Below are 17329 nucleotides of genomic sequence, written 5' to 3' on the forward strand. Positions count from 1 at the left end.
GGCAGGCAAATCCCATGGAACGTCATGTCACGCTGGATTTCATTCGTGGCGTTGCCATTCTGGGTATTTTGCTGCTGAATATTAACGCCTTCGGCCTGCCGAAGGCGGCCTATCTGAATCCGGCCTGGTATGGCGAGATCACCTCGCGGGACGCCTGGACCTGGGCGCTGCTCGACATCTTCGCGCAGGCGAAATTCCTCTCTTTATTTGCCATTCTGTTCGGCGCCGGGCTGCAACTGTTGCAGGGGCGGGGCAAGCGCTGGATCCAGTGTCGCTTAACGCTGCTGGTGCTGCTGGGATTTATCCACGGGCTGCTGTTCTGGGACGGGGATATTTTGCTCGCCTATGGCCTGGTCGGGCTGGTGTGCTGGCGCATGATACGCGATGCGTCATCCCTGAAAACGCTGTTTAACACCGGCGTGGCGCTCTATCTCATCGGTATTGCGGTGCTGTTGCTGCTGGGATTTATCGCCGGCAATGAGCCGAACCGCGCCTGGATCCCCGATGCGGCTAACCTGCAATATGAAGCCTGGTGGAAAACCACCGGCGGTCTGGAAGCTATCGGCAACCGGGCGGATATGCTGTCCGACACGCTGCTCGCCATCGGCGCGCAGTATGGCTGGCAGCTGGCGGGGCTGATGCTGGTGGGCGCGGCGCTGATGCGCAGCGGCTGGTTAAAAGGGCAGTTCAGCCTGCGTCATTATCGCCGCACCGCCGTGGTATTGATTGCGGTCGGCCTGTTGATCAACCTTCCGTCAACCCTCGTCCAGTGGCAGCTCGGCTGGGATTATCGCTGGTGCGCCTTCTTTCTGCAGGTACCGCGCGAACTGAGCGCGCCGCTGCAAACTCTGGGTTATGCCGCGCTGGCCTATGGCTACTGGCCGCAGTTAAGCCGCCTGAAGCTGGTGCATGCGGTGGCCTGCGTCGGCCGCATGGCGCTCACTAACTATCTGCTGCAAACCCTCATCTGCACCACGCTGTTTTATCAGCTGGGTCTGTTTATGAAATTTGACCGTCTGCAACTGCTGGCCTTTGTGCCATTCATATGGGCCGTTAATCTGTTGCTCTCGGTCTGGTGGCTGCGCCGCTTCCGTCAGGGACCGGTGGAATGGCTATGGCGTCAGCTTACCGCGCGGGCGTCAGGCGTTTCATTGTCCCATACATCCAGATAACGATCTGGATCACAATCATTAACAAAACGGATGTAACCGTTTCCATCTGTGTGATGTCCTTCACGCTGGTTGTCCGCTCTGCCTGACAGAATACCCCCTTGCTTAACACAGGGGGTGTCTGTGAGCTGTTGCAACCTGAGAAAGGAAAATATCTATGATCACCATTCGTGACGTGGCCCGCCTTGCGGCCGTTTCCGTCGCGACGGTTTCCCGTGTGCTGAATAACAGCGCGCTGGTCAGCCCTGATACGCGTGAAACCGTCATGAAAGCCGTGGCGCAGCTGGGCTATCGCCCGAATGCCAACGCCCAGGCGCTGGCGACGCAGGTCAGCGATACCATTGGCGTGGTGGTGATGGATGTCTCCGATGCCTTCTTCGGCGCGCTGGTCAAAGCGGTAGATATGGTCGCCCAGCAGCATCAAAAATATGTGCTGATTGGCAACAGTTATCATGAAGCGGAAAAAGAGCGTCATGCCATTGAGGTGCTGATACGTCAACGCTGTAACGCTTTGATTGTGCACTCAAAAGCCTTAAGTGATGAAGAGCTGGCCGGTTTTATGGAGCAGATCCCCGGTATGGTATTAATCAACCGCGTGGTGCCGGGCTATGCCCATCGCTGCGTGGCGCTGGATAACGTCAGCGGGGCGATGATGGCCACGCGCATGATGCTGAGCCAGGGCCATCAGCGCATCGGCTATCTGGCGTCCAGACATCAGATTGAAGACAACGACTTACGTCGTGAAGGCTGGCAGCGGGCGCTGGCAGAGCAGGGGATTGTGGCCCCGGAGAACTGGATCGGTACCGGCGAGCCGGACATGCAGGGCGGGGAAGCGGCGATGGTGGAACTGCTGGGCCGCAACCTGCAACTGACTGCTGTCTTTGCCTATAACGACAGTATGGCCGCCGGCGCGCTAACGGCGCTGAAAGATAACGGTATTGCGGTGCCGCAGCATTTATCACTCATTGGCTTCGATGATATTCCCATTGCCCGCTACACCGATCCGCAGCTTACCACGGTGCGTTATCCGATAGCCTCTATGGCGAAACTGGCGACGGAGCTGGCCCTGCAGGGCGCGGCGGGAATGCTGGATCCTGCTGATTCTCATTGCTTTATGCCCACGCTGGTACGCCGTCATTCCGTGGCGGTGCGGCAAACTGTGTCGCCGATCACTAACTTATAACGATGTTGTATGTAACCGTTTTCAATCTGTGAGTAAATTCACAGTATCTTAACATCGCCATGTCTATGATGTCAGCGTTCCAGGGGCTGAAACATCATGTAACGGTAATGAAGCTAATTCGTCGTACCGTGGCCCCAAAACGACGAACCGTTCGAATTCTGGAGCGTTACCGAACACGGAAGAAAATAATTTTAAGTGACCTTCGGCGACAGTAACGTTTCACCAACCTGCTGTCCTGCCGATCATTATTCACAAGAACTACCCTGCATAAACCCGGAGATACCATGAATAAGAAGGTTTTGACTCTGTCTGCTGTTATGGCAAGCATGCTTTTTGGCGCGGCTGCAAATGCTGCGGATACCCGTATTGGTGTGACCATTTATAAATACGACGACAACTTCATGTCTGTTGTACGTAAAGCAATTGAGAAAGATGCTAAAGAAGCGCAGGGCGTTGAACTGCTGATGAACGACTCGCAGAACGACCAGTCCAAACAGAACGACCAGATCGACGTTCTGCTGGCAAAAGGCGTGAAAGCCCTGGCTATTAACCTGGTTGACCCGGCAGCGGCGGGCACGGTTATCGAAAAAGCACGTGGTCAAAACGTTCCTATCGTTTTCTACAACAAAGAACCTTCACGTAAAGCGCTGGACAGCTACGACAAAGCTTATTACGTCGGTACTGACTCTAAAGAGTCCGGTATTATCCAGGGCGATCTGATTGCCAAACACTGGGCGGCTAACCAGGGCTGGGATCTGAACAAAGACGGCCAGATCCAGTTCGTGCTGCTGAAAGGCGAGCCGGGCCACCCGGATGCTGAAGCACGTACCACTTACGTTATCAAAGAGCTGAATGACAAGGGCATCAAAACCCAGCAGCTGCAAATGGATACCGCCATGTGGGATACCGCAATGGCGAAAGACAAAATGGACGCGTGGCTCTCTGGCCCGAACGCTAACAAAATCGAAGTGGTTATCGCCAACAACGATGCGATGGCAATGGGCGCGGTAGAAGCGCTGAAAGCCCACAACAAATCAGCCGTGCCGGTATTTGGCGTGGATGCCCTGCCAGAAGCGCTGGCACTGGTTAAATCTGGCGCGCTGGCCGGTACCGTTCTGAACGATGCCAACAACCAGGCGAAAGCCACCTTCGATCTGGCGAAAAACCTGGCCGACGGTAAAGAAGCCACTGCCGGCACCAACTGGAAACTCGACAATAAAGTTGTCCGTATTCCTTACGTTGGTGTTGATAAAGAAAACCTCTCTCAGTTCAGCAACAAATAAGAACGTTCCACTGGGCGCATTAATTTGCGCCCTTTTATAACGCGATGTGCCAGGCCAACAAGGTATAAATATGGTCAGCAATACTACTCAGTCGTCAGGCGAATTCTTGTTGGAAATGAGCGGTATCAACAAGTCGTTTCCTGGCGTTAAGGCGCTCGATAATGTGAATTTAAAAGTTCGTCCACATTCCATCCATGCATTAATGGGTGAGAACGGGGCGGGCAAATCCACATTATTAAAATGCCTTTTTGGGATCTATCAAAAAGATTCCGGCAGCATTCTTTTTCAGGGGAAAGAGATCGATTTCCATTCTACTAAAGAAGCACTGGAAAACGGTATCTCTATGGTTCACCAGGAATTAAACCTGGTATTACAGCGTTCTGTAATGGACAACATGTGGCTGGGACGTTATCCCACCAAAGGCGTGTTTGTCGATCAGGACAAAATGTATAAAGACACCAAAGATATTTTCGACGAACTGGATATTGATATTGACCCGAAAGCGCGCGTCGGTACCTTATCTGTTTCGCAAATGCAGATGATTGAGATCGCTAAAGCGTTCTCCTATGACGCCAAAATCGTCATCATGGATGAACCGACCTCATCGCTTACGGAAAAAGAAGTTAATCATCTGTTCAAAATTATCCGCAAGCTGAAAGATCGCGGCTGCGGCATCGTCTATATCTCGCACAAAATGGAAGAGATCTTCCAGCTGTGTGATGAAATCACCATTCTGCGCGACGGACAGTGGATTGCCACCCAGCCGCTGGAAGGGCTGGATATGGACAAGATCATCGCCATGATGGTAGGCCGCTCGCTGAACCAGCGTTTCCCGGACAAACAAAACGTCCCCGGCGAAACCATTCTGGAAGTGCGCAACCTGACCTCACTGCGCCAGCCTTCCATTCGCGATGTCTCTTTCGATCTGCGTAAAGGCGAAATCCTCGGTATTGCCGGGCTGGTGGGGGCGAAGCGTACCGATATTGTGGAAACCCTGTTTGGTATCCGCGAAAAATCATCCGGTACCATTAAGCTGCACGATAAGCCGATTAATAACCACACCGCTAACGAAGCCATTAATAACGGCTTTGCGCTGGTGACGGAAGAGCGCCGCTCAACGGGCATTTACGCCTATCTGGACATTGGATTTAACTCACTTATTTCCAATATTCAGAACTACAAAAACAAAGTCGGTCTGCTGGATAACTCCCGCATGAAGAGCGATACCCAGTGGGTAATTGACGCCATGCGTGTTAAAACGCCGGGTCATCGCACGCAGATTGGTTCCCTCTCCGGTGGTAACCAGCAGAAAGTCATTATTGGCCGCTGGTTGCTGACCCAGCCGGAAATCCTGATGCTCGATGAACCGACGCGCGGTATCGACGTGGGTGCGAAATTCGAAATTTACCAGTTGATTGCAGAGCTGGCTAAGAAAGGCAAAGGGATCATTATCATTTCGTCTGAAATGCCGGAATTGTTAGGGATCACTGACCGTATTCTGGTAATGAGCAATGGCCTCGTTTCCGGAATTGTTGACACTAAAACGACAACGCAAAACGAAATTTTGCGTCTTGCGTCTTTGCACCTTTAAGATCAGGGGCTCCTCATGAGTGCGTTAAATAAAAAAAGCTTTCTCACTTATCTGAAAGAGGGCGGTATTTACGTCGTTCTTTTAGTGTTACTGGCCATTATTATTTTCCAGGATCCAACCTTCTTAAGCCTGCTGAACTTAAGTAACATTCTTACCCAGTCTTCAGTGCGTATTATCATCGCGCTGGGCGTGGCAGGGCTGATCGTCACCCAGGGTACTGACCTGTCGGCTGGTCGTCAGGTCGGTCTGGCGGCGGTGGTCGCGGCGACGCTGTTGCAATCGATGGAGAACGCCAACAAAGTGTTCCCGGAAATGGCGACCATGCCGATTATTGCCGTCGTGGCTATCGTCTGCGTGATTGGCGCGATCATCGGCCTTATCAACGGCATCATCATTGCGTACCTGAACGTGACGCCGTTTATCACCACCCTCGGCACCATGATCATCGTGTACGGCATCAACTCCCTGTACTACGACTTCGTGGGCGCGTCGCCGATTTCCGGCTTTGACAGCGGCTTCTCGACCTTTACCCAGGGCTTTGTGGCGCTCGGCACCTTCCGTCTGTCCTACATCACCTTCTACGCCCTGATCGCCGTAGCCTTCGTCTGGGTGCTGTGGAACAAAACCCGCTTCGGCAAAAACATTTTTGCTATCGGCGGCAACCCGGAAGCGGCAAAAGTTTCCGGCGTGAACGTGGCGCTGAACCTGCTGATGATCTATGCCCTGTCCGGCGTGTTCTACGCCTTCGGCGGGATGCTGGAAGCGGGGCGTATCGGCTCTGCAACCAACAACCTTGGCTTTATGTATGAACTGGACGCCATCGCAGCTTGCGTGGTGGGCGGCGTCTCCTTCAGCGGCGGCGTGGGTACGGTGTTTGGCGTGGTGACTGGTGTGATCATCTTTACCGTCATCAACTACGGCCTGACCTATATCGGCGTGAACCCGTACTGGCAGTACATTATTAAAGGCGGCATCATCATCTTCGCCGTGGCGCTGGACTCCCTGAAGTACGCGCGCAAAAAATAAGTAACGGCATAAACAAAAAACCCACGTTAGCGTGGGTTTTTTTATGGCTCTGTTTGCCGGGGCTGCAATTGAACGATGTAGGCCGGGTAAGCGCAGCGCCACCCGGCAACTTAATGTTTCGCTTCTAAAATTTTATATAGCTGGATGGCTTCGTTAATATTATTGGTTTCAAGAGAAGCGATCTTTTCTTCGTTGGTATACACATCATACGCCTCGCCGTTCAGCCGGAATAAGACCGACTGACCGCGATAGCGAACAATTTTTTCTCTTACGCCAATGCCCCGGCGACGCAGTGCGATTTTGGCTATTCTGTCAATGGTGAGGCCCCTTCTTGCTGGCTCAGTGTAAAAAATATGTTAAAGCCTCAGTAAGTATAGTGCTTATCAGCTTAAGGTAACCTTAAGATGTGCCTGTCGGCCTTTATGAAGACTCTGACAGCGGAATAATCGAGATGTGCCCGTTTTGTTCAAGAATAGCGAATTTAATATCTGACAACTTATCAATGCCGTGGTTATTGCGGGCGGACACCATAATATCAGCACAGGAAATATCTGCTTTCTTCATTTTCGCTTCCAGCAGACGCCCGTTTTCGACGAGGATCACCGGCGTACCGTCAATGGCGGCTTCCACGGACGGCAGATATTTTTTCAGTAAGCCAAACAGAATGTCCACCACCACCAGCGTAATGATGGTCAGCGCCGCCCCAGTCACGGAAAAGTCATTACCGAGCAGCGCCTGCTGAGTCGCTTCGCTGATGATGAGCAGTAAAATCAAATCAAAGGAGGTCATTTGCAGCAGCGCCCGCCGTCCGGCGATCTTGAACACCACCACCAGGATCAGATAGATAGCAATCGCTCTTAAAACCATATCCATGACAAGCTCCTACGGGTAAATAAATTGCCAGAAGGGAAGAGAGGGCCCCTGATCCACTGCCACCGTGCTTTGGCTTTTGCCCCACTGTAAAGGCTGCACGCCCAGCCAGATGGCATGGTCTGCCGGAAGTGCGTCACGTGACCAGCTCAGCACCAGCCGGTTGTTCTGCGCCTGCATACGATCGGGCTGCGGCTGGAGAGTGGTAATCTGGAAGGTTTCCATAAAATCCCCTCCCAGCACCACAGTGACCTCTTTACCGGTGTCTGCATGGACGACAATTTTCATTTCCGTATCGCTCATCAGCCTGTTAAAGCGCTCATACTCCAGCGTCAGGCCGCCATCCGCCGTGGTACGTTGCTGGTGGCTGAGCCAGCCTTTAGAAAACGCGCCGCACAGCGCCGCGATGACGATTAACAACAGCAGAAAAAAGCCGTAGCGTCGGGCGTTAGCTTCAAAATTCAGCCAGAACGCATTTTCCGATACGGGTTGTGAAGGGGAAGGGGGTGTGGAAGATGATGACCTGATTTTCATAGCCTCTCCATGCAAAATGGAAAACGTACTAATTCGTCATGTTTTGTAAATCCTGCCATCAGTATAGGTGAGATGTTTAACGAGGCGCGTTTAAAGCTGCCAGACTATGCTATTACTATTAAAGCTGGTCACCGTGCGTGCCGGGAATAAATTGCCAAATCATGGTATAAGATAAAACAGGTTTTAAGAGGGCGGATCGCGACAGTCATTTCCGTCAATGCGTATACGCCATGGAGGCAACCTCATGTATTCATTCATCGCCCGGCAACCGGTATTTGACAAGAACATGTCGACGGTCGCCTATGAGTTGCTCTTTCGCGACGGCATGACGAATCGGTTTCCGGATGTCTCGCCGGAATACGCCACCAGACAGATCATCTCCGATCTGTTTCTCTCGACCTCACTACCCAAGCTGGTCGGCAATAATAACTGTTTTATCAATTTCCCGCCGGAGATGATCGTCCAGGGCTTTGCGGATACGCTGCCTCATGACAAAGTGGTGATCGAAATCCTCGAAACGGCAAAACCCACCGATGAGCTCTTTGACGCGGTACGTCGTCTGTTTGGCTGGGGCTTCAAGATTGCCCTGGATGACTTTACGCTGGAGAACGGCTGGCAACGCTTTATGCCGTACATCAGCATTGTGAAGTTCGACATCCGCGCTTACTCCTTTGAAGAAATTACCCAGTACATCAATCAGCATAAGAAACACCTCAGTAAGGTAAAATTGCTGGCGGAAAAAGTCGAAACCGCTGAGGAATTTGAGCGCTACAAAGCCTTCGGTTTTCACTTATATCAGGGTTATTTCTACAGTAAGCCGGAAATTATCAAAAACAAGCGCCTGGCACCCGGTAAGGTATTACAGCTTCAGCTTATTCAGGAAGTGAACACCCCTAATCCTGATATGTTTAAAGTTGAGAATTACCTCAAGCGTGATTTGACCCTCTCCTATACCCTGATGCGTTACACCAAAAATGTGCTGTTTAAAAACCGCGGCATTGTACTGGGTAAAAACGCCACTCTCAGAGATACGCTACTTTATTTAGGCATTAACGAAGTGCGGCGCTTTGTCTCCATTTCCTGCCTGACCAATATGGCGGATGTGAAAACTGACCAGCTCTATCATATGAGCCTGGTGCGCGGCATGTTCTGTGAACTGATGGCGAAAGAAACCGGCAACGCCCGGCTTTCGGGCGATGCCTTTTTCTGCGGCCTGTTCTCGCTGCTCGACACCATTCTCGGCATTTCCATGGAAGATCTGTTCCGGCAAATTCTGCTGCCGGAGAACGTCATGAACGCGTTAACGAAGCACGAAGGGGTGATCTGGCAATTCCTGACGCTGGCCCGTCTTTACGAGGAACAGGACTGGGAGAGCGCCGGAGCGCTGCTCGACAGCTTTAAGCTGGATCAGGCGACGGTTATCGGGGCGATGCAGCAGTCGATTGAGTGGGCCGATAATATCTCGGCTTAACGGCCTTTAGGCTTGCTCAGCTGCTCGCTGAGCTGCTCCGGCGTCACCGCCGGATAGCCCTGCGCGTCGTCAGTAGTTTCACTGACGTTCGGAATAGGCACCAGCGGCCCCAGGAAACGCGGCTCGCGTTTGAAGACATACAGATCCGCCAGCGCGCCGAGCCGCGCGCCAAATTCACGGATGCGCACGGTCAGCATATCTTTCGGCGACGGCACGGCATAACACTGCGCCTGGATCCCCATATGCAGGGCGATAAACAGCGCCCGCTCGCAGTGAAAACGCTGGGTGATAATAATAAAGTCATTGGTATCGAAGACTTTACGCGTGCGCACAATGGAATCCAGCGTACGGAAGCCCGCGTAATCCAGCACGATATCCTGCGGATCGACGCCACCGGCAATCAAATCCTTACGCATGGTCACCGGCTCGTTGTAGCTCTGCTGGGCGTTATCGCCGCTCAGCAACAGGTAATTCACCTTGCCGCTGTTATAGGCGTTGAGCGCCCCCTGAATGCGGTAACGGTAATACTGATTGATGACGCCGGTGCGGTAATATTTGGCGGTGCCGAGCACCACCCCCACCTGGCGGTAGGGCAAATCCTGCAAATCGTCGTAGATATAAGGCGCAGTTTTCCAGCTGATCCAGCGGTCCAGTCCAAGCGCAGTAAACAGCAGCAAGCCGATGAGGACTAACAGGCTGTAAAACAAACGCTTCAACATGCAGATAGCTCAGTAAAGGAAGAAATTTCACTCAGGCTACTTTACGCGCCGGTTTTGCGCAAGAAACGGCGGTTCGATTGCGGGGATTTTCATCACTGCGGACGCGAACGCCCGCAGTAAAGGGGATCAGGCCAGCAGTACGCGATCGATATTCTGGCAGCCAAGGGCTTTCAGCGTGGCCGCGGTGGCGTCCCACTGGGTCAGGGTCGCATCGGCTTTTTCGGCCAGCACCGCGCGCTGAATGTCCGGGTAATCATAACCATTCAGGCTGAGCAGGTTCAGCGCGCCCTGCAACGGCGGCAGCGACGGGTTAAAGGCGGCGTTTTCGGCGTAACGGCCGGAGAATACCGTGCCGTCGCGACACTCCAGCGCCAGCCCGGCCGGAGCCTGACTGTAAGGCGCATGACTCTGGTTCGCCGCAGTAATGGCCGCCTGCGCCAGCGCATCGCCGGTAACGGCGAAACCGTGATCTTCTTCGTCCATCAGCAGCGTTTTAATCTCCAGATCCTTCGGCCCGAAGGCATCCGGCAGGTAATCCGCCAGCGTATGGGGATCGCGCCCCGGCAGGTTAATACGCAGCGACAGGCCGCTGTTCAGTTCGTTCATAAACTGACGGCAGTGGCCGCAAGGGGTGTAGTTAACGGTGACGGACGCGAGGGATTTTTCGCCGCGCAGCCAGGCATGGCTGATGGCGCTCTGCTCGGCATGTACCGTTTGGTGCATGGTCGCGCCGATAAATTCCATATTGCCGCCAAAATACCAGGTGCCGCTGACGCCGCGGGCAATAGCGCCGACGTTAAAATGCGACACCGGCGTGCGTGCGCAGGCCGCAGCGAGGGGTAACAGCGCGAAAGCCAGTGCGTCTTCGTCCAGTCGCGTTGCGTTTTTAAGCATGGCGACCTGCTCCGCGGTCAGCAGGGCAGGGAAGTGCTCATCCGCCAGAACCGGCGCCAGCGCGGATTGCAGATCCGCCGCGAGACTTGCGAAAGCAGCGTGAAAACGTGAATGCATGGCATTGCCTCATAACAGTGTAATGGGAGCGTAGTTTACGGGCCGGTCAGGCCTTTATATGTGATTCATATCACACTGTATATGCAACTTATGAAATTCAAATGAAAAATGCGCGACGCATCGCAAATTTTAGCCCATCACCGCGAGGATCAGCGGGAAGACAAAGGGGGCCAGCAGCGAGGTGATAATGCCGCAGATCACCAGCGCCAGCGAACTGAACGCGCCCTCCTGATAATCCAGCTCCGCGCAGCGGGCAGTGCCCAGCGCGTGCGAGGCGGTACCCATCGCCAGGCCGCGCGATGCTTTGGTGCGAATACGCATCACATTAAGCAGGGTATGGCCGAACACCGCGCCCAGAATACCAACAAAAATCACGCACATGGCGCTGATGGCGGGAATACCGCCGAGGCTGCCGCCTACCGCCATGGCAATAGGCGTGGTCACGGATTTGGGCAGGATGGAGGCGGCGATTTCCGGCGTTGCCCCCATCAGCAGCGCGATAGACGTGCCGGTGATCATCGCCACCAGGCTGCCGACAAAACAGATGGTGATGATGGATTTCCAGCGGGCGCGGATCTGATGCAGCTGTTCGTATAAGGGATAGGCCAGCGCCACCACCGCCGGTTGCAGCAGATCGTTGAGAATTTTACTGCCCTGAAAGTAGCGCTCATAAGGAATGCCGGTCAGCAGCAGAAAAGGGATGATCACCACCATGGAAACCAGCAGCGGGTTCAGTAACGGGATACGAAAACGGGTCGCCAGCTTGCGCGCCGCGAAGAAGACCGCCAGCGTCAGCGGCAAAGACCACCAGATCGAAGCCATCATTGTTTCTGCTCCTTTTCACCGACGATTTTGCGTTCGCCGTGCACAATGTGCGAGCTCCAGCTGACCACCAGAAATACCACCAGCGTACTGACGGCGCAGGAGACCACTACCGGCCCGAACTGGGCGATCAGCACGTCATAATATTGCATCACGCCGACGCCAATAGGCACGAACAGCAGCGCCATATAACGGATCAGCACATAGCAGCCGGGGTTCACCCATTTTGCCGGCAGAATTTGCAGCGCCAGCAGCAGGAACATGATCAGCATACCAATAATGCTGCCCGGAATGGTGATCGGCAGCAGTGAGGCGATAAAGATACCCGCGTACAGACAGGCATAAATCAGGACAAACGCACGCAGATATTGCCAGACAACAATGAGTGATTTATTCATGGTGACTACCCTTGACGAGATGCATTCATCATACAATTAAAATCTGAAATGTGCTACCGATCACAACATGCAGCCGAGCATAACAAAGAATCCTGAGATTAACGTTATGCATTCACACAAGATTAGGCGTAAAACCGCCCGCCCTCCGGCGGCTGGCCTCTTTCCTCCCTGCCACAGAGACGCTACCATACGCGCCTCTTAATTATTGGGTACTGTTATGCGTGTATTACTGGCTCCGATGGAAGGCGTGCTTGATTCGCTGGTGCGTGAGCTGCTGACCAGCGTGAACGATTACGACCACTGCATCACCGAATTTTTGCGCGTGGTCGATCAGCTGCTGCCGGTAAAATCCTTCTATAAAATCTGCCCGGAATTACAGCATCAAAGCCGTACCCCCAGCGGCACGCCGGTGCGCGTGCAGTTACTGGGACAATATCCGCAATGGCTGGCTGAAAACGCCGCCCGCGCCGTCGAGCTGGGCTCCTGGGGCGTCGATCTCAACTGCGGCTGCCCATCGCGACTGGTCAACGGCAGCGGCGGCGGGGCCACCTTACTGAAAGATCCCGACCTCATTTACCGGGGCGCAAAAGCGATGCGCGAAGCGGTGCCTGCGCATCTGCCGGTGACGGTAAAAATCCGTCTCGGCTGGGATTCCGGCGATAAACAGTTTGAAATCGCCGATGCCGTGCAGCAGGCAGGGGCCAGCGAGCTGGTGGTGCATGGCCGTACCAAAGAAGACGGCTACAAAGCCGAGCGCATCAACTGGGCGGCGATTGGCGAGATCCGCAAACGCCTGACCATTCCGGTGGTGGCCAACGGTGAGATCTGGGACTGGCAAAGCGCGCAGGATTGCATGGCGGCAACGGGCTGCGATGCGGTGATGATTGGCCGCGGGGCGCTCAATGTGCCGAACTTAAGCCGGGTGGTGAAATACAACGCGCCGCGCATGCCGTGGCCGGAAGTGGTGCAACTGTTGCAGCGCTACAGCCAGCTTGAAAAGCAGGGCGACACCGGGCTGTATCACGTGGCGCGTATCAAGCAGTGGTTAGGGTATTTACGCAAAGAATATGCTGAAGCCACCGCGCTCTTTGAACAGGTGCGCATCCTGAAACATTCGGCCGCCATTGCGGCGGCGATAGATTCGGTAGCTTTATAAATGACTTGCCCCCGTAACGGGGGCAATTTTCAGAAAATCATTTTAAACACGCCGGTCACCACCAACAGCCCAATCAGAAAAATAATCAAAACCGCCCATAGTAAAATTTTCATCGTCCTTTCCTTTTAAGAGTCATATGCCTGCACGAATAAGTTTAGGCACACATTGGCAGCTTTGCCTGGTCGATCGCGAAGATCGTTTCTGCATCAGCCTGTTAACCCTCGTGAATTACCTATACTTACCTCTTTGCCGCTAAAGGCTCATTTCCCGGAGGAGTTCTACATGGTTTCGACGAATAAAGTCGCCATCGTTACGGCGTCAGATTCAGGTATCGGCAAACAGTGCGCGCTGGTGCTGGCTAAGCAGGGCTTCGATATTGGTATCACCTGGCATTCCGATGAGGAAGGCGCCAAAGCCACCGCTAAGGAAGTGGAGGCGCTGGGGCGACGCGCAGAACATGTGCACCTTGATCTGGGAAACCTGCCGGAAGGTGCAGAGGCCATCAACACGCTGATCGAACGTTTCGGTCGTATTGATGCGCTGGTGAATAACGCCGGGGCGATGAGTAAAGCGCCCTTCCTTGAAGTGGCGTTTGACGACTGGCGTAAGGTGTTTACCGTTGATGTCGATGGCGCGTTTCTGTGCTCGCAAATCGCCGCGCGCAAAATGGCGGAGCAGGGGCAGGGTGGACGCATCGTAAATATCACCTCGGTGCATGAACACACCCCGCTGCCGGAAGCCAGCGCCTACACCGCCGCCAAACATGCGCTGGGCGGGCTGACCAAATCCATGGCGCTGGAGCTGGTGGATCACCGTATTCTGGTTAATGCCGTCGCCCCTGGCGCTATCGCCACGCCAATGAACGATATGGACGACGAAGACGCCAAAGACGGCTCGCTGCCGATTGTCCCCCTGACCCGCCCTGGTAAAACCCAGGAGATCGCAAGCCTGGTGGGCTGGCTGTGCTCGGAAGAGTCGAGCTACACCACCGGCCAGTCATTTATCGTCGATGGCGGCTTTATGCTGGCGAACCCGCAGTTCAACGCAAAATAAGCTTTACAGGCCGGGCAGCAGCCCGGCTTATTCGTCGTCTTTACCGCGACGGCGGGTAAACCAGTAACGCAGCGCCAGGGCAATCGCCAGCGCCAGAACGATCCACACCCCATGCTTCAGATGCTGATCCAGATGGTGCAGCCAGGGACCTATCACCTCGCCGCCCACATAGCCCAGGGTGGTGAAAATCAGCGCCCAGACAATGGCCCCCAGAATATTCAGCGGCAGAAAGACTTTTGGCGGCAGGCGGCTCGCGCCAATCAGTAGCGGGCCGATAATGCGAAAACCGTACATAAAGCGCGTGCCGATCACAAAGAGATAAGGCCGCCGCTGGATCAGTTTCTGCGCGCGGGTGATTTTCTTCTGGTGACGGGAAAAGCGCCGCAGAATGCGCTCGCCGTAACGCCGCCCGAGCAGGTACAACAGCTGGTCGCCAATCATACCGCCGAGCGCCACCGCCGCCACCACCAGCCAGAAACGAAGCAAACCCTGATGGGCCGCCACGCCGCCGAGCAGGGTAATGGTTTCACCTTCCGCCACGCTGCCGATCACCAGCGCCGCATAGCCGTACTGGGCTATCAGACCGTTTATATCCACGACAAATTCAACTCATTGTTTACATCCATTTTTTAAAGCATACACCCTCAAACGCGAACCGGATCGCAACAACGGGCGTCTGGTTATTTATCAGACTTATCGTTTCGCTCAAAAAATAACCAATATCTGCATTATACTTACAGGGTCGAAGCTCGGGCTGACTGCAAGGGGGCGTTATGAACCATGTCTGGGGACTCTTTTCCCATCCCGATCGTGAAATGCAGGTAATTAAACGCGAAAACGAAACGGTTTCGCACCACTATACGCACCACGTTTTACTGATGGCCGCCATTCCGGTGATCTGCGCCTTTATCGGCACCACGCAGATCGGCTGGGACTTTGGCGATGGCAACGTCATGCAACTCTCGCTGTTCACCGGCTTTTATCTGGGCGTTCTGTTTTACGCCCTGATGCTGGCAGGGGTGGCGGTGATGGGCCGGGTGATTTACTGGATGGCGCGTAACATACCGCAGCGTCCGTCGCTGGCGCGCTGTATGGTGTTTGCCGGTTATGTCGCCACGCCGCTGTTTTTAAGCGGTATCGTCGCGCTTTATCCGCTGGTCTGGCTGTGCGCGCTGGTGGGCACCGCGGCGCTGTTGTGGACCGGTTATCTGCTTTATGTCGGCATTCCCACCTTCCTCAATATCAATCGTGAAGAAAGCCTAAACTTTTCCGGTTCGACCCTCGCCATCGGCGTGCTGGTGCTGGAAGTGCTGCTGGCGCTGACGGTGATCCTCTGGGGCTACGGTTACCGGCTGTTCTGAGCTAATTGCATTGCTGGCGTGAATGCCAGCAATGCAACCTTATGCAACGATTCTTCTGTGGCGACAACCCGAACGGGCGGCTATCATGCCTTAGCCAGCTTTTGTTATTTTTTAATTGCCGACATTAGCGGTGCGCGTTATTACGTGCGTGAATAATTATCAGAAGCCTCACCATGCTGAAATTCCGTGTTTCCTTATTAAGCCTTGCGTTATTACTGAGCGTGCCTGTCATGCCACAGGCGCTGGCGAAAACCTCCGCAGTCGCGACTTCTGCCCAGCCCGAAATTGCCTCCGGCAGCGCGATGATTGTCGATCTGAAAACCAATGAGGTGATCTATTCCAGTCACCCCGATCTGGTGCGTCCGATCGCGTCCATTACCAAGCTGATGACGGCGATGGTGGTGCTGGACGCCAGCCTGCCGCTGGATGAAAAATTGAAAGTGGATATCAGCCATACGCCGGAGATGAAAGGTATCTATTCCCGCGTGCGCTTAAACAGTGAAATCAGCCGTAAGAATATGCTGCTGCTGGCGCTGATGTCTTCGGAGAACCGCGCGGCGGCGAGCCTGGCGCACCATTATCCGGGGGGCTATGACGCCTTTATCCGCGCCATGAATGCCAAAGCCAAAGCCCTGGGAATGCGTAACACGCGCTTTGTGGAGCCGACGGGGCTGTCGATCCATAACGTCTCTACGGCGCGGGATCTGACGCGCTTGCTGGTGGCAACCAAACAGTATCCGCTGCTCGGTCAGTTAAGCACCACGCGGGAAGAGATGGCGACCTTCAGCAGCCCGGCCTACACGCTGCCGTTCCGTAATACCAACCATCTGGTATACCGCGATAACTGGAATATTCAGCTGACCAAAACCGGCTTCACCAATGCGGCGGGTCATTGCCTGGTGATGCGTACGGTGATTAACGGCAAATCCGTGGCGCTGGTGGTGATGGATGCCTTCGGCAAATACACCCACTTTGCGGATGCCAGCCGTCTGCGCACCTGGATCGAAACCGGTAAAGCGCAGCCTGTACCGGCGGCGGCGCTGGCCTATAAGCGCCAGAAAGCGGCGCAAATGGTCAGCGGCGGCGGCAGTACCGCAGGCGAGCAAACCGCGCAGAACGATTAATTATTCCGGCAGCGTCCAGTCACCGTCGTTGAGCGGGCGCTGCATAATCAACGTATCCCGCCAGTCACCTTTCTTATAGCCGACGCTGCGCAGCTGGCCTGCCACGGTAAAGCCGTGTTTTTCATGCAGGCGCAGGGAACCGGCATTATTATGGCCGTCGCCGACAATGGCGATCATCTGCCGCCACGGGCCTTCTTCGCAGCGCGCGATCAGCGCATCCATCAGCGCGCCGCCAATGCCGTGACCGGTCATGCTGGCGTCCACATAAATGGATTCTTCAATAGTGAAACGGTAGGCGTGGCGCGGACGATAAGGTCTGGCGTAGCAGTAGCCGACCACAATGCCGCGATAGAGCGCCAGCAGCCAGGGCAGCCCGTCGGCGGTCACCGCCTCGATGCGTTCGCGCATCTCATCGACGGTGGGCGGGACTTCTTCAAAAGAGGCACGCCCGTGGAGCACATGCCAGGCGTAGATCGCGGCTACGGCATGGGCATCGTCAGGCCGTGCATCGCGAACCTCCACTTCAATTCCCGTTAAAACATCAATAACAGACATGGG

General features: G+C 54.5%; 19 protein-coding genes. 10 read left to right on the top strand and 9 right to left on the bottom strand.

Going from position 1 to position 17329, the window contains the following annotated elements; all coding sequences use genetic code 11:
• Positions 1-14 precede the first annotated feature (14 nt).
• The 5 genes from yeiB to mglC all read left to right on the top strand — a co-directional run bounded on the left by yeiB (position 15) and on the right by mglC (position 6252).
• Positions 15-1172 (top strand): DUF418 domain-containing protein YeiB, encoded by a 1158-nt coding sequence (yeiB, locus tag ACQUTD_RS02880; RefSeq protein ID WP_473273636.1) that lies wholly within the window; start codon positions 15-17, stop codon positions 1170-1172.
• Between the two features lie 154 nt (positions 1173-1326).
• Positions 1327-2352 carry an HTH-type transcriptional regulator GalS gene (gene galS / locus ACQUTD_RS02885; RefSeq protein ID WP_072569128.1) on the top strand — a complete coding sequence of 342 codons (1026 nt, stop codon included), beginning with the start codon at positions 1327-1329 and terminating at the stop codon, positions 2350-2352.
• Between the two features lie 284 nt (positions 2353-2636).
• Positions 2637-3635, top strand: a complete 999-nt coding sequence (mglB, locus tag ACQUTD_RS02890; protein ID WP_072569127.1) for a galactose/glucose ABC transporter substrate-binding protein MglB — start codon at positions 2637-2639, stop codon at positions 3633-3635.
• 70 nt (positions 3636-3705) lie between these two features.
• Positions 3706-5226: a galactose/methyl galactoside ABC transporter ATP-binding protein MglA gene (mglA, locus tag ACQUTD_RS02895; RefSeq protein WP_072569126.1), complete on the top strand. Its 1521-nt coding sequence runs from the start codon at positions 3706-3708 to the stop codon at positions 5224-5226.
• A 15-nt stretch (positions 5227-5241) separates the two neighbouring features.
• Positions 5242-6252, top strand: a complete 1011-nt coding sequence (mglC, locus tag ACQUTD_RS02900; protein ID WP_072569125.1) for a galactose/methyl galactoside ABC transporter permease MglC — start codon at positions 5242-5244, stop codon at positions 6250-6252.
• Between the two features lie 420 nt (positions 6253-6672).
• On the opposite strand, the gene ACQUTD_RS02905 is transcribed toward mglC, so the two are convergent.
• Both ACQUTD_RS02905 and ACQUTD_RS02910 read right to left on the bottom strand, forming a co-directional pair.
• Complete coding sequence (locus ACQUTD_RS02905) at positions 6673-7125, bottom strand: DUF421 domain-containing protein (RefSeq protein ID WP_318362867.1); 453 nt, start codon at positions 7123-7125, stop codon at positions 6673-6675.
• Positions 7126-7134: 9 nt separating this feature from the next.
• Entirely contained in the window at positions 7135-7656 is a 522-nt protein-coding gene (locus ACQUTD_RS02910) for a hypothetical protein (RefSeq protein ID WP_473273639.1), read from the bottom strand.
• A gap of 244 nt (positions 7657-7900) precedes the next feature.
• Here ACQUTD_RS02910 and ACQUTD_RS02915 point away from each other — a divergent pair, with 244 nt between their 5' ends.
• Positions 7901-9127, top strand: a complete 1227-nt coding sequence (locus ACQUTD_RS02915; protein ID WP_473273641.1) for an EAL domain-containing protein — start codon at positions 7901-7903, stop codon at positions 9125-9127.
• Here the strand turns inward: ACQUTD_RS02915 and sanA are convergent.
• The 4 genes from sanA to ACQUTD_RS02935 all read right to left on the bottom strand — a co-directional run bounded on the left by sanA (position 9124) and on the right by ACQUTD_RS02935 (position 12077).
• Complete coding sequence (gene sanA, locus ACQUTD_RS02920) at positions 9124-9846, bottom strand: outer membrane permeability protein SanA (protein WP_072569120.1); 723 nt, start codon at positions 9844-9846, stop codon at positions 9124-9126. The genes ACQUTD_RS02915 and sanA overlap by 4 nt on opposite strands.
• A gap of 126 nt (positions 9847-9972) precedes the next feature.
• Positions 9973-10857 (bottom strand): cytidine deaminase, encoded by an 885-nt coding sequence (cdd, locus tag ACQUTD_RS02925; RefSeq protein WP_473273644.1) that lies wholly within the window; start codon positions 10855-10857, stop codon positions 9973-9975.
• Positions 10858-10986: 129 nt separating this feature from the next.
• Entirely contained in the window at positions 10987-11682 is a 696-nt protein-coding gene (locus ACQUTD_RS02930) for a CidB/LrgB family autolysis modulator (RefSeq protein WP_072569118.1), read from the bottom strand.
• Complete coding sequence (locus ACQUTD_RS02935; RefSeq protein ID WP_072569117.1) at positions 11679-12077, bottom strand: CidA/LrgA family protein; 399 nt, start codon at positions 12075-12077, stop codon at positions 11679-11681. Before ACQUTD_RS02935 ends, ACQUTD_RS02930 begins: the two co-directional genes overlap by 4 nt.
• Before the next feature lie 217 nt (positions 12078-12294).
• Here ACQUTD_RS02935 and dusC point away from each other — a divergent pair, with 217 nt between their 5' ends.
• Entirely contained in the window at positions 12295-13233 is a 939-nt protein-coding gene (gene dusC, locus ACQUTD_RS02940; protein WP_318362870.1) for a tRNA dihydrouridine(16) synthase DusC, read from the top strand.
• A gap of 29 nt (positions 13234-13262) precedes the next feature.
• Here dusC and yohP read toward each other — a convergent pair whose 3' ends face one another.
• Complete coding sequence (gene yohP / locus ACQUTD_RS02945; protein WP_071785213.1) at positions 13263-13346, bottom strand: small membrane protein YohP; 84 nt, start codon at positions 13344-13346, stop codon at positions 13263-13265.
• A 169-nt stretch (positions 13347-13515) separates the two neighbouring features.
• On the opposite strand from yohP, the gene ACQUTD_RS02950 reads away from it, so the two are divergent.
• Positions 13516-14286 carry an SDR family oxidoreductase gene (locus ACQUTD_RS02950; RefSeq protein WP_072569115.1) on the top strand — a complete coding sequence of 257 codons (771 nt, stop codon included), beginning with the start codon at positions 13516-13518 and terminating at the stop codon, positions 14284-14286.
• A gap of 27 nt (positions 14287-14313) precedes the next feature.
• Here ACQUTD_RS02950 and ACQUTD_RS02955 read toward each other — a convergent pair whose 3' ends face one another.
• Positions 14314-14883, bottom strand: a complete 570-nt coding sequence (locus ACQUTD_RS02955) for a VTT domain-containing protein (protein ID WP_473273648.1) — start codon at positions 14881-14883, stop codon at positions 14314-14316.
• Positions 14884-15059: 176 nt separating this feature from the next.
• Here ACQUTD_RS02955 and ACQUTD_RS02960 point away from each other — a divergent pair, with 176 nt between their 5' ends.
• The gene (locus tag ACQUTD_RS02960; protein WP_072569113.1) at positions 15060-15647 is read left to right on the top strand and encodes a Yip1 family protein; all 588 of its coding nucleotides are present in this window, start codon (positions 15060-15062) and stop codon (positions 15645-15647) included.
• Positions 15648-15820: 173 nt separating this feature from the next.
• Positions 15821-16771: a D-alanyl-D-alanine endopeptidase gene (gene pbpG / locus ACQUTD_RS02965; protein WP_473273651.1), complete on the top strand. Its 951-nt coding sequence runs from the start codon at positions 15821-15823 to the stop codon at positions 16769-16771.
• Here the strand turns inward: pbpG and ACQUTD_RS02970 are convergent, their stop codons facing one another.
• Positions 16772-17326, bottom strand: a complete 555-nt coding sequence (locus tag ACQUTD_RS02970) for a GNAT family N-acetyltransferase (RefSeq protein WP_072569111.1) — start codon at positions 17324-17326, stop codon at positions 16772-16774. It lies immediately after the preceding gene.
• Positions 17327-17329: the final 3 nt, after the last annotated feature.

The sequence above is a fragment of the Enterobacter sp. K510 genome, from assembly GCF_055804875.1.